Raw genomic sequence first — 21,861 nt, forward strand, 5'->3', positions numbered from 1 at the left:
CGAGCACCAACCCGAGGACAGGTACGGCCACGAGCACGGATCCGCCGGATCAGCCCGCCGCGGGCCCCGGGGCCGCGGGCTCGTCCTGCGAGCCCTGGAGCCAGCCGAGTTCACCGGCGATCACGCCGGCCTGGAAGCGGCTGCGCGCCCCGAGCAGCGTCATCAGCTCGGCCGTGACCCGGCGCGAGGTGCGGACGGAGATGCCCAGCTTGCGGGCCACGACCTCGTCGGTGTGGCCCTGCGCGAGCAGGCTCAGCACCGCGCGCGCCTGGCTGCTGAGCCCGGTGCTGTCGTCGCGGGGCGCGGCCCCGCCGAGCGGCAGGGCCGCCTCCCACATGTGCTCGAAGAGCGCGCAGAGGGCGGAGACCAGGCCGCTGCCGCGCAGCAGCAGCGCCCCGACGGAGGTGTTGTCGGGGTTGCTGGGGACGATCGCCGTGCGCTGGTCGAAGATGATCATCCGGAGCGGCAGCGAGGCCGTGACCCGGACGCGGGCCCCGAGCCCGGTGAGCCACTCCAGGTAGGACGTGGTGTCGGGATGGTTGGAGACGCTCTCCAGATAGAGGGAGCGCATCTTGACGCCACGTTCGAGAAGTTGCTGGTCCAGGGGCTTGCTGGCCGAACGGCTGGCCTCGGACTGACCGCCTCCGGTCGTGAAGTCCATGACCTCGGTGGTGCAGCCGTGCGCCAGCTCCACCAGCCGGGTCCTGACGGTGTCGATCCCGGTCAGCTCCTCGACGTCGAGGCGTCGCTGCTGCTGCACCGAGTCGACGTACTCGGCGACGATCTGGCTCACCGCGAGCCGCCCGGAGGTGATCTCCTGCTGCCGCTGCGTCAGCTCGGTCTCCTGCCGGGCCAGCAGTGAGACCAGGCTGACCTCGGGGTTGACCAGCATCAGCCCGCCGGGCCGCTGGTCGGACTGCCGGATGAGCGAGAGCCGGGCCAGCTCGTCGAGCGCGGCACGGACCTCGTCCGGCGTCCAGGCGAGCTGCTCGGCGAGTTCGGCGACGCCTAACTCGGGCTTGGCGACCATGGCCCGGTAGACGGTCTCCGCTCTGGCACTGACTCCTAGTACTTCCAGCACGTGGTCTCCCCCATGAGTGCTCCGAGTACCGCTGCGGCCCCTCCACGGTCCGGCCACACCCCCGACATATTACGACTCAACCGCGCGTGTGACATGGCCGGTTAATGCCAGTCAGGTCAACTCCCCGTTCACGTTCCCCCGTGCACAGCCGACCAGGGGCACCCTCGGCCCCGGGAAGGGCAACGTCATGTACATGCTGATCGGCCGCGTCGTGCGTGGTCGGACCGTCCTGGACGCGCATCAGGTGCGGAAGCTGATGTACGCGGCGGCGGAGGCCGAGGACGGCCTCGAACACGTCTACGCGGAGACGGACTTCGAGGGGGCCAGCGCGATGCTCTTCCTCACGGCCTCCTCGGCCCCGCACGCGGAGAAGGCCGCGTTCCGGATCATGCAGAGATTCCTCGACCACGAGGAGCTCAACGGCTGGGAATGGGAAGGCCGCCAGCCAGGACACGAATCCGGGCACGATTCAGGGCGCGAATCCGGTAAGTGACCTTCCGGTTTTCCGGCTGGCAAACAGCTGCCCATGCAGTTCCCTGCCAGTGATTTTGCGTGACACCGGATATCCCGACCGACAGAATTTGAGTCAGCGGAAGACGAAAGGGAGTTCAAGAAACTCCCGGAATTCATTCCTTCCGCTTTCCGAATCCACTGTCCAGAAAGGGAAATCCAATGCGCTACGTCCACACCTTCGCCGCCCGCACCGTCGCCACCGTCGCCCTTTCCTTCACCGCGGTCCTGGGCCTGGCCGTCACGGCCTCGGCCAACGGCAACGGAGACGGCGTCGGATGGGACTTCGCCCCCACCGCCAGCTCCGCGCCGGCCCACTCCGCCGCGTCCACCGCGTCCACCGTGACCTCCGCCGGGGACGACGGGGACGGCGTGGGCTGGGACTTCGCCCCCGGGAGCAAGGGAGCCGCGGTCGGTGCCCCCGGCAACGCCCCCGGTGTCGGCTGGGACTGAGCCACAGACGCCACGGGGAATCGGACATCACACCAGAACGGGGGCGGGCATCGTGCCCATCATCTCCACGCCGCAGGAGTTCAACGAGGACGACCTCTTCGTGGACCTGCGGGCCATGTACGGATATCCGCTGTATCTGAAGTGCGAGGGCTTCAACTTCGCCGGCTCCGTGAAGCTGAAGGCCGCCTCCTCCATGATCGACGCCGCTGAGCGCAGCGGCCTGCTCCGCCCCGACTCGATCCTGGTCGAGTCCTCCTCGGGCAACCTCGGCATGGCCCTCAGCATGATCGCCGCCGCCAAGGGCTACCGCTTCGTCTGCGTGGTCGACCCGCGCACCAATCTCTCGACGCGGCAGGTCATCGAGTCCCTCGGCAGCGAGGTCCACGTCGTCACCGAGTCCTCGGGCGTCGGCGGCTTCCTCGGGGCCCGCCTGGACCACGTACGCCAACTGTGCGCCTCCGACCCGCGGTACGTGTGGCTGAACCAGCACGCGAACCCCAACAACTGGCGGGCGCACTACACCACCACGGCGCCCGCCATCGAGAAGCAGTTCCCCGGACTGGAGCTGCTCTTCGTCGGCGCGGGCACCACCGGGACCCTCATGGGCTGCGCCCGGTACTTCAAGGACCGCCCCGGCAGCCCCGTCACCGTCGTCGGCATCGACAGCGTCGGCTCCGTCACCTTCGGCGGCCCGCCCGGCACCCGGATGATCCCGGGGCTCGGAGCGGGCGTACGCCCCGCGCTCTTCGACGAGTCCTACGTCGACGACCTCGTGCTGGTCTCCGAGACCGACACCGTCCGCACCTGTCACACCCTGGCCAGGGGCGGCTTCCTCTTCGGCGGCTCCACCGGAACCGTCGTGCACGGCGCGCTCACCTGGCTCGCCGACCACCGCCCCGGCGAGGACGTCACCGCCGTGGCCATCTCGCCCGATCTCGGCGACCGCTACCTGGACACGATCTACCGGGCCGGCTGGGTCCGGGACCTCTACGGCCTGGACGCGCTGGAACTGTCCGCGCCACCGGACACCGTCATCTCTGGAGTGCACTGACGATGCGTGAAGAAACCCCCTTCGAGCTGCCGCTCTCCGGTGCACAGCGGGAGATGTGGTACGCCCAGCAACTCGACCCCGGCAACCCGGTCTTCACCATGGCCGACCACCTCGACCTCGCCGGTCCCGTGGACCCCGCGCGGCTCACCGCCGCCTGGGCCACGCTGGTGGCGGAGACCGAGTGCCTGCGCGCCCGGTTCACCGAGCGCGACGGCGAGCCCGTGCAGACCGTGCACCCCGTCCCCGCGGACGGCGTGCCCCTGCCCGTACGGGACCTGACCGGCGCCGACGACCCCGACGCGGAGTCGCGGCGGCTGATGCGGGAGAGCCTGGCGCGGCCTTCCTCCCTCACCGAGGGCGCGTACGGCGCCGAGCTGCACCTGCTCGGACCGGAGCGCGTACGGCTGTTCACCCTCGCCAACCACATCCTCATGGACGGCTTCAGCCGCTCCCTCTTCTACCGCCGGCTCGCGGCGCTCCACGCGGGCGAGGACTCCGCGGCCCAGGGCCCGCTGCCGCCGCTGCGGCTCCTCGCCGAGGACGAGGCGGCGTACGAGGGTTCCGAGCGGCAGGAGAAGGACCTCGCCTTCTGGGAGAAGCGCTTCGACGGCACGCCCCAGCCCACGCTGCTCTCCACCGCACGCCCCGGCGACGCGCGGCACACCCTGCGCCGCACCGCGCCCCTGCCGCGCGAGACGTCCGAGCGGCTGCGCGCGCTGGCCTGGGAGGACCGCGTCACCTGGCCCACCACGCTGATCGCCGCCACCGCGGGCTACCTCTCCCAGATCACCGGCGAGCGCGACGTGCTGCTCACCCTCCCGGTGCCCGCGCGTACGGGCGCCACCGCGCGGTCCGTGCCCGGCATGCGCGCCAACTTCCTGCCGCTGCCGCTCTCCGTGCCGCCCTCCGCCACCCGCGGCGCGCTGCTGCGCACCACCGCCGAGGGGCTGCGCTCCACGCTGCGCCACCAGAACCACCGGGGCGACCGCCTCCGCCGCGAGCTGGGCCTGACCGGCGACGCCGCGCACACCTACGGGCCGACCGTCAACGTCCTGGAGTCCGGCGCCGAGTTCACCCTCGGCGAGGGCGTCACCGGAGCGCTGCACAACCTGTCCACGGGGCCGGTCCCCGACCTCCAGGTCATCTACCTCGACGCGCCCGGCGAGGGCTGGACGCTGCGACTGGACGCCCACCCCGACCGCTACTCCGAGGAGGAGCTCGACACCCACCTCCAGCGCCTCCTGGGCTATCTGCGCACCTTCTCGCTGGCCGAGCCCGAGCTGCCGCTCGCCCGCGTCGGCGCCGTGACCCCCGAGGAGCTGCGGGCGCTGCGCGAGGCCGGGCAGGGGCCCGAACACCCCACCGACGAAGACACGTTCGCCGACGTCGTCACCCGCGTCCGCGCACTCGCCGCCGAGCACCCGGAGGCGACCGCCGTGCACGACGGCACCGGGCGCCTCCCGTACGCGGCCCTCGCGGACCGCGCCGCCGCGCTCTCCCGGCGCCTGGCCGCGGTGGACGTGGGCCCCGGCTCCCTGGTGGCACTCGCCGCCGAACCCGGGGCGCCGTTCGTCACGGCGGTGCTGGGCGTACTGGGCGCCGGCGCCGCCTGGGTCCCCCTCGACGTCCACGCCCCCGTCGCCCGCGCCGCCGCCCTCCTCGGCGACAGCGGAGCCGAGGTCCTGCTCTACGGCCCCGGCCAGGAGGAGTACGCCCACGAGGCGCTGGCGGGCTGCGGGGGCTGGCCACGCGTCGTGCAACTGACCGGTGAACAGCGGGATTCCGCCGACTTCGAGCCCGTCGTGCCCGACGGAGACGAGCTCGCGTACGTGATCTTCACCTCCGGGTCCACCGGCCGCCCCAAGGGCGCGATGGTGCACCGGCGCGGGATGGTGAACCATCTGCACGCCAAGGTCGAGGACCTGGAGATGCGCGAGGGCGACGTGCTCGTGCACAACGCGCCCGTCACCTTCGACATCTCCGTGTGGCAGATGCTGACCGCGCTCGTCTCCGGCGGGACCACGCGCGTCGTCGGGCGGGAGACCGCCGCCGACCCGGCGGCGCTGTTCGGGCTCGTGGACGACGAGGGCGTCACCGTCCTGGAGGTCGTGCCCTCGCTGCTGCGGGCCGCGCTCGACGGGTGGGAGAGCGGCGACCCCGCGCCCACGCTCGGCACGCTGCGCCGTCTCGTCGTCACCGGCGAGGCCCTGCCCGCCGATCTGGCGAGGCGCTGGCTCGCCCGTTACCCGGACGTCCCGCTCGTCAACGCGTACGGGCCGACCGAGTGCGCCGACGACGTGACCCACGCGGTGATCACCACGGCCGACGACCTGACCCCGGCCCGCGCGCCCATCGGACGCGCCGTGCGCAACACCTCCCTCTACGTCCTGGGCGAGGGCCTGCAGCCGCTGCCGCAGGGCACGCCGGGCGAGCTGTACGTCGGCGGGATCGGCGTCGGGCGCGGCTATCTCGACGACCCGCGCCGTACCGCGACCGTCTTCCTCGCCGACCCGCACCACCCGCGGCCGGGCGCGCGGATGTACCGCACCGGCGACCGGGTGCGGCAGCTGCCGGACGGGCGGCTGGAGTTCCTGGAGCGGCTCGACCACCAGGTCAAGATCCGCGGTCACCGCATCGAGCTGGGCGAGGTCGAGTCCGCGCTGCGCGCGCTGCCCGGTCTCACCGACGCCGTGGTGGACACCGCGCTCGACCCGGGCGGCGACACGCGCCTCGTCGCGTTCCTCGCCGGGGACGCCGAGCCCGCCGACGTCCGTACGGCGCTGGGCGCCGTCCTGCCGGACTACATGGTGCCCGCCGCCTTCGTCGTCCTCGGCGAACTGCCGCTCACCGCCAACGGCAAGGTGGACCGCAAGGCGCTCCCCGCGCCCGACCTCGCGCACGCCGGTACGGGGCTCGCGCCGCGCACCCCGCACGAGGAGCTGCTCTGCGGGATCTTCGCCGAGGTGCTGGGCCAGGAGCGGATCTGGGCCGACGACCACTTCTTCGACCTCGGCGGGCACTCGCTGCTCGCCAGCAAGGTCGTCAGCAGGCTCCGCCAGGAGCTGGGCGTCGAACTCCGGCTCAGGGACGTCTTCGAGGCGCCCACCCCGGCCGAGCTGGCCGCCGCGCTGCCCGCCGCCGACGCGGCCAGGGCCCGGCCCGTGGCCGTACCGGCGGACGAGCGGCCCGAGGAGGTCCCGCTCTCCTTCGCGCAGCAGCGCATGTGGTTCCTCAGCCACCTGGAGGCGCGGGCCGCCACGTACCACCTGCCGCGCGCGCTGCGGCTCACCGGCGAGCTGGACCCGGCCGCGCTCGGCCGCGCCCTCGGCGACGTCGTCGACCGGCACGAGGCGCTGCGCACCGTCTACCCCGACGACGACGGGCGGCCCGTGCAGCTCGTCCTCGACGCGGGGACCGCGCACCCGGACCTTCCGCTCACCGCCGTCGCCGCGGCGGAGCTGGACGAGGCGCTCGCCGAGCGGGCCGCGCGCCCCTTCGACCTGGCCAACGAACTGCCGCTGCGCGCCGAGCTGTTCGAGCTGGCCGAGGACGACCACGTCCTCCTCGTCGTCCTGCACCACATCGCGGGCGACGGCTGGTCCGTACTGCCGCTGGCCCGGGACCTGTGCACCGCGTACGAGGCGCGGCTGCGCGGCGAGGCGCCCGCGTGGGAGCCGCTGCCGCTGCAGTACGCCGACTACACGCTCTGGCAGCGCGAGCTGCTCGGCGACCCCGCCGACCCCGCCAGCCTCGCGGCCCGGCAGCTCGGCCACTGGCGGGAGGAGCTGGCCGGAATACCGGACGCGCTCGACCTGCCCACCGACCACCCGCGGCCCGCCGCCTCCTCGCACGTGGGCGGCACCGTCGGCTTCGAGCTGGACCCGGAGCTGCACGAGACGGTCGCGGCGCTGGCCCGCGCCAACGGCGCCAGCGTCTTCATGGTGCTGCACGCCGCCGTCGCCGCGCTGCTCTCCAAGCTGGGCGCGGGCGACGACATCCCCGTCGGCACGCCCGTCGCGGGCCGTACGGACGCGGCCCTCGACGACCTGGTCGGCTTCTTCGTCAACACGCTGGTGCTGCGCACCGATCTGAGCGGCGACCCGACCTTCCGCGAGCTGGTCGGCCGCGCGCGGGACACCGACCTGGCGGCCTTCGCGCACCAGGACGTGCCGTTCGAGCACTTGGTGGAGGCCCTGGCGCCCACCCGTTCCCTGGGCCACCAGCCCCTGTTCCAGGTGATGCTGGCCTTCCAGAACAACGAGGGCGCCGGCTTCTCCCTCCCCGGCCTGACCACCACCGTCGCGCCCGTACCGACCGGAACGGCCCGCTTCGACCTGGCCTTCGAGCTGACGGAGCGGCCCGGCGGCGGGGTGGACGGCCACCTGGAGTACAGCGCCGACCTGTTCACCGAGGACGGCGCCCGTACGCTCACGGAGCGGCTCACCCGTCTCCTCCGGGCGCTGGCCGCCGACCCCGACCGCCCGCTGAGCGGCTTCGACGCGCTGCTGCCGGGCGAACGGGAGCGGGTGCTGGGCGACTGGGCGACCGGCGGCTCCGAGGGCCCGTCCCCGGCCGTGGAGGCCACCCTCCCCGCGCTCTTCGCGCGCCGCGTCACCGCGCACCCGCACCGCGTCGCGCTGGACCCGGCGTACGAGGGCGCCGCGCTCAGCTTCACCGAGCTCAACGCCCGCGCCAACCGGCTCGCCCACCACCTCACCGCGCGCGGCGCGGGCCCCGGCGACACCGTCGCGCTGGTCCTGCCCCGCTCGGCGGAGGGCGTGGTCGCGCTGCTGGCCGTGCTCAAGGCGGGCGCCGCGTATCTGCCGGTCGACCCGGCGTACCCGGCGGACCGGGTGGCGTACATGATCGAGGACGCCCGCCCCGCCGCCGTCCTCACCACCCGCGCGCACGCCGCCCGCGTGCCGGAGTCCGCGCACGCCGTCACGGTGACGCTCGACGACGACGCCACGGCGACCGCGCTCGCCGCGGCCCCCGCGCACGACGTCGCGGACGCCGACCGTACGCGCCCGCTGAGCCCGCGCGACCCGGCGTACGTCATCTACACCTCGGGCTCGACGGGCCGCCCCAAGGGCGTCGCCGTCCCGCACGGCGCGGTCGCCGGACTGGCGGCGCAGGGCGAGCGGTTCGGGGTGCGGGAGGGCACGCGGGTGCTGCAGTTCGCGTCGTTCAGCTTCGACGCGGCGGCCTGGGAGGTCTGCACCTCGCTGCTGACCGGCGCCGTCCTCGTCCTCGCCGACGACGCGCACCGCCAGCCCGGCGAGCCGCTGGCCCGGCTGATCGACGGCGCCCGCGTGGACGTCGTCTGCCTGCCGCCGACGGTGCTCGCCGCCTGGCCGGAGGAGCTGCCCATGCCGCGCGGCCTCACCGTGATCACGGCGGGCGAGTCCTGCCCGCCCGAGCTCGTCGGCCGCTGGGCCGAGGGCCGCGCGATGCTCAACGCGTACGGGCCGACCGAGGCCACCGTCTGCGCCACCGTCAGCCCTCCGCTGGCGCCCCTCGCCGACGGCGCCCGGCCGCCCATCGGCCGCCCCCTCGCGGGCACGCGGCTGCGCGTCCTCGACACCGCGCTGCGCCCCGTCCCGGTCGGCGTCCCCGGCGAGCTGTACCTCGCGGGCACCGGCCTGGCCCTGGGCTATCTGCACCGCCCGGACCTCACCGCCCAGCGCTTCACCGCCGACCCGTACGGCGCCCCCGGCGACCGCATGTACCGCACGGGCGACCTGGTCCGCTGGAACCCCGACGGCTCCCTCGACTACGTCGGCCGCGCCGACGAACAGGTCAAGATCCGCGGCTTCCGCATCGAGCCCGGCGAGATCGAGACCGCGCTCCTCGCCCACCCCACCGTCGCCCAGGCAGCGGTCGTGGTCCGCGAGGACCGCCCGGGGGTGCGTCAGTTGGCGGCGTACGTGGTCCCGGCGGACGAGGCGAAGGGCACGGTCGATGTCCCCGCGCTGCGGGAGCACCTCTCGGCCCGGTTGCCGGAGTACATGGTTCCGGCGGCGTTCGTGGAGATGGGGTCCCTGCCGCTCACCGGGAACGGGAAGCTGGACCGGAAGGCGTTGCCCGCGCCGGACTTCGGGGCCGTCTCGACGGGGCGGGCCGCGGCGACGCCGCGGGAGGAGATCCTGTGCGGGATCTTCCGCGAGGTGCTGGCGCTGGACGAGGCCGGCGCCGACGACAGCTTCTTCGACCTCGGCGGCGACTCGATCAGCTCGATCCAGCTCGTCAGCCGCGCGCTCCGCGCGGACCTGCTGATCACCGCGCAGGACGTGTTCACGCACCGTACGCCCGCCGCGCTCGCGGTCGTCGCCGAGTCGGCGGGCAGCGCCGCGGCACGCGAGGTCGTCGGGACCGGCGACGGCGTGGGCGAGTTCGCGCCGACGCCGATCGCGCACTGGCTGCGCGGGCTCGCGGAGCCGGTGGGCGCGCCCGTCGACGGCTTCCACCAGGCCGTGGTGGTGCACACCCCGGCCGGTGCCTCGCTGCCGACGCTGACCCGCGCCCTCCAGGCCGTACTGGACCACCACGACGCGCTGCGGACGCGGCTCGTCGAGGGGGACGACGGGGCGTGGACGCTGCGGACCGCCGAGCCCGGCGCCGTGTTCGCGCGGGACCTGATCTCCCGTACGGGCATCTCCTCGCTCCCCGAGGAGTCCGTCGGCGAGGCCGTCACCGGCTCGGCCGTCGCCGCGCGGCAGCGGCTGGCGCCGCGCGAGGGCGTGATGGCGCAGGCCGTCTGGTTCGACGCGGGCCCGGAGCGCCGGGGGCGGCTGCTGCTGACGCTGCACCACCTCGTCGTGGACGGCGTCTCGTGGCGGATCCTCCTGCCCGACCTGGGCCGCGCCTACGAGGCGGCCCGCTCCGGGGAGCCGCTGGCGCTGGAGCCGGTCGGCACCTCGTTCCGGCACTGGTCGGGGCTGCTCGCCCGGGAGGCCGTGGCGGAGCACCGTACGGCCGAGATCCCGCTGTGGCGCGAGCAGTTGAGGACCGGGGGGCCGCTGCTCGGCGACCGGCCGCTCGACCCGGCGCGCGACACCGTGGCCACGGCCCGCGAGCTGCGGCTCGTCCTCGACGCGGAGACCACGCGGACGCTGCTGACCGAGGTTCCGGCCACGTTCCACGCCGAGATCAACGACGTGCTGCTGACCGGCCTCGCGCTGGCCGTCGGCACGCCCGGCGGGGTGCTGGTCGAGCTGGAGGGGCACGGGCGCGAGGAGTTCGCGGACGGGGTGGACGTGAGCCGCACCGTCGGCTGGTTCACCAGCACCTGTCCCGTACGGCTCGACCCCGGCGACATCGACCGGGACGAGGCGTGGGCGGGCGGCCCCGCCGCGGGGCGGGCGCTCAAGCGGGTCAAGGAGCAGCTGCGCGCGCTGCCCGACCACGGTCTCGGGCACGGGCTGCTGCGCCACCTGGCGCCCGGCGCCGCGCCCGACCTGGCCGCGGCCGCCGCGCCCGAGCTGGGCTTCAACTACCTGGGGCGGCTCCCCGCGCCCTCGGCGGAGCCGGCGGACTGGGCGCCCGCGCCCGAGTCCTCGGCGGTCGCCGCCGGGGCCGACCCGGAGCTGCCGCTCCCCCACGTGCTGGGCGTCAACGCGCTGACCGAGGACGGGCCCGAGGGGCCGCGGCTGGTCGCGACGTGGACCTGGGCGGGCGAGGCGCTCACCGAGGAGACGGCGGCCGGGGTCGCCGAGGCCTGGTTCCGCGCGCTGCGGGCGCTCGCCGCCCACGCGCGGGACCCGGAGGCGGGCGGCCACACCCCGTCCGACGTGGACCTGCTGGCGCTGAGCCAGGACGAGATCGACGAGTTCGAGGCGGACATGTCCGAGATGGGGGAATGGTCACTGTGAACAGCGGAACAGCGCAATCGAGAAAACCCAACCTCAGCGATGTGCTGCCCCTGACGCCCCTCCAGGAAGGGCTCCTGTTCCACGCGGTGTTCACGCATCCCGGCGAGGCGAGCGGCCGGAACGTGGACGTGTACGCGATCCAGCTCGTCCTGGACCTCGAAGGGCCGCTCGACCCCGCCCGGCTCAAGGGCGCGGCCGAGGCGCTGCTGGAGCGGCACCCGAACCTGCGGGCCGCGTTCCGCTACCGCAAGAACGGCGAACCGGCCCAGCTCATCCCCCGCTCCGTGCCGCTGCCCTGGACCGAGGAGGCGACCACGGACCCGGCGGAGGCCGAACGGATCACGGACGCCGACCGCGTCCGCCGCTTCGACGTGGCCCGCCCGCCGCTGCTCCGCTTCACCCTGATCCGTACGGGCACGGACGCGCACCGCTTCGTCCTCACCGCGCACCAGCTCCTCTTCGACGGCTGGTCGATGCCGCTGCTGGTGCGGGAGCTGTTCGCGCTGTACGGCGCGCACGGCGGGGCGTCCCTGCCGCGCGTCACCCCGTACAAGGCGTACCTCGCGCACCTCGCCCGGCAGGACACGGACGCGGCCGAGGCCGCCTGGCGCACGGCCCTCGACGGGCTGCCGGGCCCCACCCTCGTCGCGCCCGACGCCGGGGAGCGGGGCGCGGTGCTGCCCGTACGGCAGAGCACGCGGCTGCCGCGCGAGGTCACCGCCGAGCTGACGGCGTGGGCGCGGGCGCGGGGGCTGACGCTCAACACCGTGGTGCAGGGCGCCTGGGCGGCGACCCTCGGCGCGCTGACCGGGCAGCGGGACGTCGTCTTCGGCGGCACCGTCTCGGGCCGCCCGCCCGAGCTGCCGGGCGTGGAGACGATGGTGGGGCTCTTCATCAACACCCTGCCCGTACGGGTGGACCTGGACCCGGCGAAGCCGTTCGCGCGGATCCTGGAGGAGCTGCAGGAGCGGCAGGCCGCGCTCCTGGCCCACCAGCACCTGGGTCTGACCCGTATCCAGCAGTGCGTGGACGCCACCGAGCTCTTCGACACCGTCCTCGTCTTCGAGAACTACCCCCTCGACCCGGGCGAGATGGAGGAGCCCGCGCCCGGACTGCGCATCACGGACCTCCAGGCGAAGGACGCCACGCACTACCCGCTGAGCCTCACCGTGCTGCCCGGCGAGAGCCTGCGCCTCGACCTCGGCTACGCGCCGGACCTGTACACGGCCGGGCAGGCCGCGGAAGTCTCCGCACGGCTGGTGCGGGTGCTGCGCGGACTGCTGGACGCGCCGGACGTCCCGTTCGGACGGCTGGACGTGCTGCTGCCGGGCGAACGCGAGGCCCTGCACTTGCTGCCCGCGCCGCCCGCCGCGGACGATCTGTTCGCCGACGTCGTCGCGCGGGTCCGCGAGACCGCCGCGCTGCGGCCGGACGCCGAGGCCGTCTCGGACGGCACGACGGCGCTCGACTACCGCGCACTGGCCGCCCGTTCCGGCGGCCTCTCCCGCACCCTGACGGCCCGTGACATCGGCCCCGGCTCCCTCGTCGGCGTCCTCGCGGCCCCCGGCGTCCCCTTCGTGACGGCCGTACTGGGCGTCCTGGGCGCCGGCGCCGCGTGGATCCCGCTCGACGTGGAGGCCCCGGTGGCCCGCACGACGGGCCTGGTCACGGACGCGGGCGCGGAACTGCTCCTGGTCGGCCCGGAGCACAGCGAGCTGGCCGACGCCGTACGGGAGGCCGCCGGTACGGACGTCGCCGTACTGCCACTCGCCGAAGGCGACACCGGCGACGGCGAACTGCCGCCCCTCACCGGGCGGGACGACGATCTCGCGTACGTGATCTTCACGTCCGGGTCCACCGGGAAGCCCAAGGGCGCGATGGTGCACCGGCGCGGGATGGTGAACCATCTGCACACCAAGATCGAGGATCTGGGGATGGGCGAGGGCGACGTCCTCGTGCACAACGCGCCCGTCACCTTCGACATCTCCGTGTGGCAGATGCTGGCCGCGCTCACCAGCGGCGGCAGGCTGCGGGTCGTGCCCCGCGAGGTCGCGGGCGATCCGACCGCGCTGTTCGGGGTGGTGGACGCCGAGGCCGTGACCGTTCTGGAGGTCGTGCCCTCGCTGCTGCGGGCCGCGCTGGACCTGTGGGACGGCGGCACGGCGCCGCCCGTGCTCGACACGCTGCGGCGGCTCGTCGTCACCGGGGAGGCGCTCCCGGCGGACCTGGCCGAGCGCTGGTTCGCGCGGTACCCGGGCATTCCGCTGGTCAACGCGTACGGCCCGACCGAGTGCTCCGACGACGTCACCCACGCCACCCTCGCGGGGCCCGGGGCGCTCACCCCGCCGCACGCGCCGATCGGCGCTCCCGTGCGGCACACCGCGCTGTACGTCCTGGACGACGGGCTGCGCCCGGTGCCGCCCGGCACCCCCGGCGAGCTGTACGTCGGCGGGACCGGCGTCGGCCGCGGCTATCTGGCCGACCCGGCGCGCACGGCGGCCGTGTTCGTCGCCGACCCCTTCCACCCCGAGCCCGGCGCGCGGATGTACCGCACGGGCGACCGGGTGCGGCAACTGGCGGACGGGCGGCTGCAGTTCCTCGAACGGCTCGACCACCAGGTCAAGATCCGCGGCCACCGCGTCGAGCTGGGCGAGATCGAGGCCGCGCTGCGCGCGCTGCCCGGGCTCACCGACGCCGTCGTGACCACCGCGCTCGACGCGCACGGGACGACCCGGCTGATCGCCCATGTCGCGGGGACCGGGTCCGCGCCGGAGCCCGACGCCGTCCGCGCCGCCGTCGGCGACGTGCTGCCCGGGTACATGGTGCCCTCGGTCGTGGTCGTCCTCGACGCGCTGCCGCTCACGCCCAACGGCAAGGTGGACCGCAAGGCGCTGCCCGCGCCCGACCTCGCGGGCGCGACCGCGGGGCGCGAGCCGCGCACCCCGCAGGAGGAGCTGCTGTGCCGCGCGTTCGCGGACATCCTCGGGGTGGAGAAGGTCTGGGCCGACGACGACTTCTTCGACCTCGGCGGCCACTCGCTGCTCGCCACGCGCCTGGTCAGCCGGGTGCGGGCGCTGCTCGACGCCGAGCTCGCCGTCCGTACGGTCTTCGACGCGCCGACCCCCGCCGCGCTCGCCGCGCGGCTGGGCGCCGCCGCCGAGGGACGCCCGCCGCTCGTCGCCCGTACGGACAGGAGCGACGAGCCGGCGCTGTCGTACGCGCAGCAGCGGATGTGGTTCCTCAACCAGCTCGACGGCTCGGCCACCGCGTACAACCTGCCCTGGCAGCTCGGGCTCGCCGGGGAGCTGGACACGGACGCGCTCGCCGAGGCCCTGGGCGACGTGGTCGCCCGGCACGAGAGCCTGCGCACCGTCTTCCCCGAGGGCCCGGACGGCACGCCGCGCCAGGTGATCAGGGAGAACGTGCGGGTCGGGCTGCCCGTGCGCGCGGTGACCGGGGAGGAGTTGGACGACGCCGTCGCGGAGTTCGCGCGGGAGCCGTTCGACCTGACGCGGGAGATCCCGCTGCGCGCCGCGCTCTTCGCGCTCGGCCCCACCTCGCACGTGCTGGTGACCGTGATCCACCACATCGCGGCCGACGGCTGGTCGAACGCGCCGCTCGCGAAGGACCTCGGCACCGCCTACGGGGCGCGGCGGGCGGGCGCGGAGCCCGGCTGGGAGCCGCTGCCCGTGCAGTACGCGGACTACGCGCTGTGGCAGCGCGAGCTGCTCGGCGACCCCGCCGACCCCGGCAGCCTCGCGGCCCGGCAGCTCGCGCACTGGCGCGCGGCGCTGGCCGGGATCCCGGACGAGCTGCCGCTGCCCACCGACCACCAGCGGCCCGCGTTCGCCAGCTACCAGGGCGGCACGGTCGACTTCACGGTCCCGCCGGAGGTCCACGAGCGGGCCGCGGCGCTCGCCAAGGAGTGCGGCGGCAGCCTCTTCATGGTCGTGCAGGCGGCGCTCGCCGCGCTGCTGTCCAAGCTCGGCGCGGGCGAGGACATCCCCGTGGGGACGCCGGTCGCGGGCCGTACGGACGAGGCGCTGGACGACCTCGTCGGGCTGTTCGTGAACACGCTGGTGCTGCGCACCGACGTGTCGGGCGACCCGAGCTTCCGCGAGCTGGTGGGGCGGGTGCGCACGGCGGGTCTCGCCGCTTTCGAGCACCAGGACGTGCCCTTCGAGCAGCTGGTGGAGGCCCTGGCCCCCGGCCGTTCCGTGGCCCGGCACCCGCTGTTCCAGGTGATGCTGGCGTTCCAGAACAACGCGGCGGCCGACTTCCGGATGCCGGGCCTCACCGCCCGCGCGGGCGCGGCCGGTACGGGCGGCGCCAAGTTCGACCTCGCCTTCGACCTCGCGGAGCGGCGGACGGACGGGGGCGGGCCCGGCGGTCTTGCGGGGCGGCTGGAGTACAGCGCCGACCTGTTCACCGAGGAGGGCGCCCGTACGCTCGCCGAGCGCCTCTGCCACCTGCTGGAGCTGGTGACGACGCGGCCCGGGACCCCGCTCGGGGAGATCCCCGCACTGCTGCCCGGCGAGCGCGCCCGCGTCCTGGAGTCCTGGAACGGCGCCCCGGCGCACGTCGCGCACCTCCCGCTGCACGCCCAGCTGGACGCGGCGGGCCAGGAGTTCGCGGACCGTACGGCGCTGCTGTACGAGCACGACGAGGCGGCGGAGAAGAAGCCCGGGCAGAAGCCCGGGAAGAAGGGGCGGCGGAAGCGGCAGGAGACGGCGGAGCCCGCGCTGCGCGGGATGAGCCACCGCGAGCTGCACGAGGAGTCCAACCGGCTGGCCCGCGCGCTCGTCGCGCGCGGCGCGGGCCCCGGGCGGCTCGTCGCGATCGCGCTGCCCCGCCGCCCGCGGATGGTCGTGGCCGCGCTCGCCGTCCTCAAGGCCGGCGCCGCCTACCTGCCGGTCGATCCCACGTACCCGCCGGACCGCATCGCGTACATGATCGACGACGCGGGGCCCGTGCTCACGCTGACCGACGGCGCGGTGTGCGAGGCGGTGCCGGAGCTGAAGGCCGTGCCCCGGCTGCTCCTGGACGACCGGGACGCGTACGCCGAACTGCCCGCGCACCCGCTGACCGCCGCCGACCGCGACGGGGAGCCCGCGCCGGACGACACGGCGTACGTCATCTACACCTCGGGCTCCACCGGGCGCCCCAAGGGCGTGGTCGTGCCGCGCCGCGCGTTCACCAACTTCCTCACGGAGCTGGCGGGGCTGCTGGAACTGGGCCCCGAGGACCGGTTCGTCTCGGTGACGACGTTCGGCTTCGACATCGCCAACCTGGAGCTGTTCGGGCCGCTGCTCACCGGCAGCACGCTCGTCCTGGCGGGACATGGGACGGTGCGCCACCCGGCGGCGCTCGCCGCGCTGCTCGAACGGTGCGGCGCCACCGTCCTCCAGGCCACGCCGACGCTCTGGCACACCCTGGTCACCGAGCACCCCGAGGCGCTGCGCGGCGTGCACGCGCTGACGGGCGGCGAGGCGATCAGCCCGGCACTGGCGGCGGCGGTGAGCGGCGCGGCACGGCGGCTGACGAACCTGTACGGGCCGACGGAGACCACGATCTACTCCACGGGCACCGACCTCGACGGCACCGGCACCCCGCCCATCGGCCGCCCCCTCGCGGGCAACCGGGTCTACGTCCTGGACGCGGCCCTGCGCCCCGTGCCCGTCGGCGCCGTCGGCGAGCTCTACATCGGCGGTACGGGCGTCACGCGCGGCTACCACGGCCGCCCGGGGCTCACCGCGCAGCGCTTCACGGCCGACCCGTTCGGGGAGCCGGGCTCCCGGATGTACCGCACGGGCGACCTGGCGCGCTGGCGGCCCGACGCGACGGGCGGGACCGTGGACTACCTGGGGCGCACCGACCACCAGGTGAAGATCCGCGGCTTCCGCATCGAGCTCGCCGAGATCGAGGCGACGCTGCTCAGCCACCCCCGGGTGGACCGCGCCACGGTCGTGGTCCGCACCGACCCGGCCGACGGCACCGACCGGCTCGCCGCGTACGTGGTGCCGTGCGGCGAACCGGGCCTGGACCTGGCCGATCTGCGGGCCCATCTCGCGCTCGGGCTGCCGGACTACATGATCCCGGCGACGTTCACCGAGCTGGCGGAGATGCCGCTGACGCCCAACGCGAAGGTGGACCGCAAGGCGCTGCCCGATCCGGCGCCGGTGGAGTCCGGCGGGGGACGGGAGCCGGAGACACCCGTCGAACGGGCGCTGTGCCGCGCGTTCGCCGACGTCCTCGGGCGCGAACGCGTCGGCCTCGACGACGAGTTCTTCACGCTGGGCGGCGACTCCATCCGCTCCATCCGGCTGGTGGGCCGCGCCCGCGAACTGGGCGTGGACCTCACCCCGGCCGACGTCTTCGTCCACCGCACGGTGGCGGGGCTCGCCACGGTCGCGGTGGAGACGGAGGCGGCGGGAGGAGTGACCGCGGGCCACGAGGCCTTCGGCAGGGTCCTGGCCGTACGGCCGCGGGGCACGGCGGCGCCGCTGTTCTGCGTGCACGGCGGCGTGGGTCTCGGCTGGCCGTTCCTGGAGCTGGCCGGCGCCCTTCCCGAGGGAATTCCCGTGCACGCGTTCCAGTCCGGCGGAATTCTGGAGTCCGAGGAACTCCCGGGCAGCGTCACGGAATTGGCGAAGGAATATGTGGCGCGAATACTGGAAATTCAGCCCGCCGGGCCCTATCGTATTCTTGGATGGTCCTTCGGCGGCCTGGTGGCCCACGAGATGGCCGTTCAACTCCGCGCGCTGGGGCGCGAGGTGGGCCTGCTGGCCAATCTCGACGGATTCCCCGCGGGCGGCCCCGGCAGCCAGGACCCCGAGCCCGACCTGAGCGAGCGCGGCCTTCTCACGGAGGTCCTCACCCGCTTCGGCCTGGAGCACCCGGCGGACGCCGAGCCGACGCCGGCCTCGGTCCTCGCCCTGCTCAAGCGGCACGCCAACCCCCTCGCGGAGCTGGACGAGCGCCAGCTCGGCAATCTCCTCGGCGTCATCCGGCACCTGAGCGCCCTCGGCGCCGCGCACCGCCCGGGGACGTACGACGGCGAGCTGCTCTTCTTCGCAGCGACCAAGGGCGGCCGCCCGTCGCCCGAGGAGATCTGGGCCCCGCACGCGGCGGGCGGAATCGTCCGCCACGACGTGAATTCCGACCACGACGGAATGCTGGACACCGGCCCCGCGAAGGACATCGCGGAAATCCTGAGCCGGTCACTCGAAAAGCTCTGAAAGCTCGAAAAGGGAGCGACCCCGCAATGACGAATCCGTTCGACGACGAATCCGGCACCTTCGTGGTGCTCTCCAACGACGAGGGCCAGCACTGCATATGGCCCACCTTCGCCGAGGTGCCGCCCGGCTGGGCCGAGGTCCTCCCGGCGACCACCAGGGCCGAGGCGCTGGCCCACATCGAGGAGACCTGGACCGACCTGCGGCCCAAGAGCCTCGTCCGTTCCTGACCGCCACCGACGTACCCGTACATCCCACACCGGAGGAACCCGCCATGAGCACTGTCGTGATCGACGAGAAGACCGAGGCCACCGTCCGCGAGATCCTCGTCAACTCCCTCGACCTGGAGGGCGAGGAGCTGACCCGCACCGGCCTGTTCGTCGAGGACTACGGCGCCGACTCGCTCGGCGCGATCGAGGTCCTGTCCGCGCTGGAGAAGACGTTCGACGTCACCATCGAGCAGGAGGAGCTGCCCGCGATGGTGAACCTGGAGGCCGTGCTCGACGTGCTGTCCCGGGCGGCCTCCCGATGAGCGGCACCGGCGGGCGCCCCTCAGGGGAAGGCAGGCGCGTCGTCGTCACCGGCATCGGCGTCCTGTCGAGCATCGGGAACGGCGCCGCCGCGTTCACCCGGGCGCTGCGCGCCGGGCGGTGCGGCGCGGGCCCCATCACCCGCTTCGACTCCACCGGCTTCCGCCAGCAGCTCGCGCACGAGGTCAAGGACTTCGACCCGGCCGACTGGATCCACCACCTCCCGCACCGGGAGCTGGGCCACGCCACGCAGTTCTCCCTGGCCGCCGCGCGCATGGCGACCTGGGACGCGGGCCTGGAGCCCAGCAGGCTGCGGGACCAGCGGGGCCTCGTCACCATCGGCACCACCGACGGGGAGGCGGCGGAGCTGGAGGAGATCGTCGAGGCCGAGGTCACCGGCGGCGGCCCCGAGGGCATGGACCCGACGGCCGTACGGCGGCTCCCGCCGCACCGGCTGGCGCTGGCGATCGTCCAGGAGCTGCGGCTCCCCGACGCCGCCCCGTCCGTCGTCGGCACGGCCTGCGCCGCGGGCAACTACGCGGTGGGCGACGGCTTCGACGCGATCCGCTCGGGCGAGGCCGACTACGCGCTGGTCGGCGGCGCCGACGCCCTCGCGCGCCGGACGTTCGCCGGGTTCTCCCGGCTGGGGCTCGTCGCCTCCGACCGGTGCCGGCCCTTCGACGCCAACCGCGAGGGACTGCTCACCGCCGAGGGCGCCGGGGTCCTGCTGCTGGAGAGCCTGGACGCGGCCCGCGCCCGCGGCGCCCGGATCTACGCCGAGCTGCTCGGCTACGGCCTGAACTGCGACGCCCACCACCCCACGGCGCCCGACCTGGAGAGCGTCGCGCGCGTCATGGACCTCGCGCTCGCCGACGCGGGCGTGAAGCCCGACGAGGTGGACCTGGTCTCCGCGCACGGCACCGGCACGAAGACGAACGACGTCACCGAGGCCCGCGCCATCCGCCAGGTCTTCGGGGACGACCCGCCGCGCACCGTCGCGCTCAAGTCGATGCTCGGGCACTCCATGGGCGCCGCCAGCGCCCTGGGCGCCGCCGCCTCGGCGATCGCGCTGGCCCGCGGCTTCGTCCCGCCCACCGTCAACCACCGCTCCACCGACCCCGACTGCGGCATCGACTGCGTGCCCAACAGGGCGCTCCCGGCGCCGCTGCGCGTGGTCGTCAACAACGGCCTGGCCTTCGGCGGCAACAACGCCTCGCTGGTGCTGGGCCGTTACGAGGACCGGCACGAGGAGGACCAGTCATGACAGGCGTCAGCCATCCGGTGATCACCGCCTGGTCGGCCGTCTCGCCGTACGGTCTCGGCCGTACGGCGCACGCCGAGGGGATCACCGCCGGGGGCCCCACCGCCGCCGCGCTCGACACGGAGACCTGGCGCGGCCCCGACACCACCGCCTGCCTGGTCCCGGACTTCGAGGTCCGCAAGGTGCTCGGCAAGGCCGGCACCAGGACCATGGACCGGATGACGGGCCTGGCCGTCACCGCCGTCCGCGAGCTCTTCCAGGAGGCGGAGGACGCGGGCAGCCCGGTGCCCGGCGGCACGGGCACGGCGCTCGTGCTGGGCACCGCGCTGGGCAGCGCCCAGACCCAGCACACCTTCGTCCGCGCCTCCTACGAGGAGGCCAAGCCGTACGACGTGCCCGCGCAGATGATGCCGAGCGTCCTGATGAACTGCCCGGCCTCCGCCACCGCCATCCGCTTCGGCCTCAAGGGCCCGAACACCACGGTCGCGGGCGGGCGTTCGGCGGGGCTGCTGGCCCTGGCGTACGCGCGCCGGCTGCTGGCCGCCGGGCGTGCCGAGCGGACCGTGGTGGGCGCCGTCGAGGAGTACTCGGCCGCGCGTGCCTGGCTGGAGCAGCACAGCGCGGAGGCGCCGGGGACCGTACCGCTCGGAGAGGGGTGTGCCGTGCTCGTCCTGGAGCCCGGCGACGCGGAGGGCGCGCAGACGCACCCGCCGCTCGCGGAGCTGCTCGCGATCGACGTACGCGCCGACGTACGCGGAGACCTGCCCGGCACCCTCGGCGCCTGCGTCGACGAGGCGCTCGCCCGGTCCGGCACCGGCACCGAGGAGGTGTGGGCGGCGCTCGGCGGCGGACTCCCCGGTGCGTACGGGGCCGCCGAACAGGCGCTGCTCACCGAGCGATTCGGCTCCGAGGCCACCGAGCGCCTCGCCGGGCACGAGCTGATCGGCGACACCTCCGGCGCCTCCGGCGCCTTCCAGCTCGCCGCCGCGCTCGTCGGCGCCGCCGACGACCCGGACTCCGCGGGCCGTACGGCCGTCGTCACCTCGGTGGACCGGGACGGCCTGGTCGCGTGCGCGGTGCTGCGGCTGTGCGGAGGCGAGCAGTGAGCGCCGGAACGGACGGGAAGCTGCCCGTCGCGCTGGTCAGCGGCGGCTCCCGCGGCATCGGGAGGGCCGCGGCCCTCCGCCTCGCCCGCGACGGCCACGCCATCAGCTTCTGCTACCGCTCCGACGAGGCGTCCGCCGAGGCGCTCGGCAAGGAGCTCGACGTCATCGGCGTGGAGTGGCTGCCGCAGCGCCTCGACATCAGCGACCCGGAGGGCGTACGGGCCTGGGTCGCGCGCACCGAGAAGGAGCTCGGCCCGATCTCCGTCGCCGTGGCCAGCGCGGGCGTCACCCGCGACAAGCCGCTGCTGATGATGTCCGACACCGACTGGCAGGAGGTCATCGACACCAACCTGGACGGCGTGGCCCACGTGCTGCGCTCCGTGCTCTTCCCGATGGTCAAGCGCAAGGCCGGGTCGATCATCACCCTGTCCTCGATCTCCGGGGTCTACGGCAACCCGGGCCAGGGCAACTACTCCGCCTCCAAGGCCGGGATCATCGCCCTCACCCGGGCGCTCGGCAAGGAGGTCGGCAAGTACGGCATCCGCGCCAACGCCGTGGCCCCCGGAATGATCGAGACCGACATGACCGGCGTGCTCGGCGAGACCGCCCGCCGCCGCGCGCTCGACGCGATCCCGCTCGGCCGGTTCGGCACCGCCGACGAGGTCGCCGAGGCCGTCTCGTTCCTGGCCTCCGACAAGTCCGCGTACATGACGGGATCCGTGCTCCAGATCGACGGCGGGATCGTCCTGTGACCGCCGCGCCC

General features: G+C 74.5%; 11 protein-coding genes. 10 read left to right on the plus strand and 1 reads right to left on the minus strand.

Annotated features, from left to right (window positions below):
• Positions 1-49: 49 nt before the first annotated feature.
• A complete protein-coding gene (locus tag ACGF3A_RS09360) occupies positions 50-1,081 on the minus strand; it encodes a LuxR C-terminal-related transcriptional regulator (protein WP_393727555.1) in 1,032 nt (343 codons plus the stop codon).
• Positions 1,082-1,268: 187 nt separating this feature from the next.
• Between ACGF3A_RS09360 and ACGF3A_RS09365 the strand changes: the two genes are divergently transcribed.
• The 10 genes from ACGF3A_RS09365 to fabG all read left to right on the plus strand — a co-directional run bounded on the left by ACGF3A_RS09365 (position 1,269) and on the right by fabG (position 21,850).
• Positions 1,269-1,574 carry a hypothetical protein gene (locus ACGF3A_RS09365; RefSeq protein WP_393727557.1) on the plus strand — a complete coding sequence of 102 codons (306 nt, stop codon included), beginning with the start codon at positions 1,269-1,271 and terminating at the stop codon, positions 1,572-1,574.
• A gap of 179 nt (positions 1,575-1,753) precedes the next feature.
• Complete coding sequence (locus ACGF3A_RS09370; protein WP_393727558.1) at positions 1,754-2,044, plus strand: hypothetical protein; 291 nt, start codon at positions 1,754-1,756, stop codon at positions 2,042-2,044.
• Between the two features lie 52 nt (positions 2,045-2,096).
• Positions 2,097-3,095 carry a 2,3-diaminopropionate biosynthesis protein SbnA gene (gene sbnA / locus ACGF3A_RS09375; RefSeq protein ID WP_393727560.1) on the plus strand — a complete coding sequence of 333 codons (999 nt, stop codon included), beginning with the start codon at positions 2,097-2,099 and terminating at the stop codon, positions 3,093-3,095.
• A 2-nt stretch (positions 3,096-3,097) separates the two neighbouring features.
• Complete coding sequence (locus tag ACGF3A_RS09380; RefSeq protein WP_393727562.1) at positions 3,098-10,966, plus strand: amino acid adenylation domain-containing protein; 7,869 nt, start codon at positions 3,098-3,100, stop codon at positions 10,964-10,966.
• A 41-nt stretch (positions 10,967-11,007) separates the two neighbouring features.
• Complete coding sequence (locus ACGF3A_RS09385) at positions 11,008-18,204, plus strand: amino acid adenylation domain-containing protein (RefSeq protein ID WP_393727564.1); 7,197 nt, start codon at positions 11,008-11,010, stop codon at positions 18,202-18,204.
• 26 nt (positions 18,205-18,230) lie between these two features.
• Positions 18,231-18,431 (plus strand): MbtH family protein, encoded by a 201-nt coding sequence (locus ACGF3A_RS09390; protein WP_393727566.1) that lies wholly within the window; start codon positions 18,231-18,233, stop codon positions 18,429-18,431.
• A 44-nt stretch (positions 18,432-18,475) separates the two neighbouring features.
• Positions 18,476-18,733: an acyl carrier protein gene (locus ACGF3A_RS09395; protein ID WP_393727568.1), complete on the plus strand. Its 258-nt coding sequence runs from the start codon at positions 18,476-18,478 to the stop codon at positions 18,731-18,733.
• Positions 18,730-19,995, plus strand: a complete 1,266-nt coding sequence (locus ACGF3A_RS09400; RefSeq protein WP_393727569.1) for a beta-ketoacyl-[acyl-carrier-protein] synthase family protein — start codon at positions 18,730-18,732, stop codon at positions 19,993-19,995. Before ACGF3A_RS09395 ends, ACGF3A_RS09400 begins: the two co-directional genes overlap by 4 nt.
• Entirely contained in the window at positions 19,992-21,098 is a 1,107-nt protein-coding gene (locus tag ACGF3A_RS09405) for a beta-ketoacyl synthase N-terminal-like domain-containing protein (protein WP_393727571.1), read from the plus strand. The genes ACGF3A_RS09400 and ACGF3A_RS09405 overlap by 4 nt, the downstream gene beginning before the upstream one ends.
• Positions 21,095-21,850, plus strand: coding sequence for a 3-oxoacyl-ACP reductase FabG (gene fabG, locus ACGF3A_RS09410; protein ID WP_393727572.1), 756 nt, complete (start codon positions 21,095-21,097; stop codon positions 21,848-21,850). Before ACGF3A_RS09405 ends, fabG begins: the two co-directional genes overlap by 4 nt.
• Positions 21,851-21,861: the final 11 nt, after the last annotated feature.

The organism is Streptomyces sp. NPDC048172 (assembly GCF_043202595.1).
Lineage (GTDB): Bacteria > Actinomycetota > Actinomycetes > Streptomycetales > Streptomycetaceae > Streptomyces.

Excerpts from the sequence above, each read along its gene's own strand:
- ACGF3A_RS09365 (WP_393727557.1), top strand. The coding sequence starts at position 1,269 with ATGTACATGCTGATCGGCCGCGTCGTGCGTGGTCGGACCGTCCTGGAC.
- ACGF3A_RS09370 (WP_393727558.1), top strand. The coding sequence starts at position 1,754 with ATGCGCTACGTCCACACCTTCGCCGCCCGCACCGTCGCCACCGTCGCC.
- ACGF3A_RS09380 (WP_393727562.1), top strand. The coding sequence starts at position 3,098 with ATGCGTGAAGAAACCCCCTTCGAGCTGCCGCTCTCCGGTGCACAGCGG.
- ACGF3A_RS09390 (WP_393727566.1), top strand. The coding sequence starts at position 18,231 with ATGACGAATCCGTTCGACGACGAATCCGGCACCTTCGTGGTGCTCTCC.
- ACGF3A_RS09395 (WP_393727568.1), top strand. The coding sequence starts at position 18,476 with ATGAGCACTGTCGTGATCGACGAGAAGACCGAGGCCACCGTCCGCGAG.
- ACGF3A_RS09400 (WP_393727569.1), top strand. The coding sequence starts at position 18,730 with ATGAGCGGCACCGGCGGGCGCCCCTCAGGGGAAGGCAGGCGCGTCGTC.
- ACGF3A_RS09405 (WP_393727571.1), top strand. The coding sequence starts at position 19,992 with ATGACAGGCGTCAGCCATCCGGTGATCACCGCCTGGTCGGCCGTCTCG.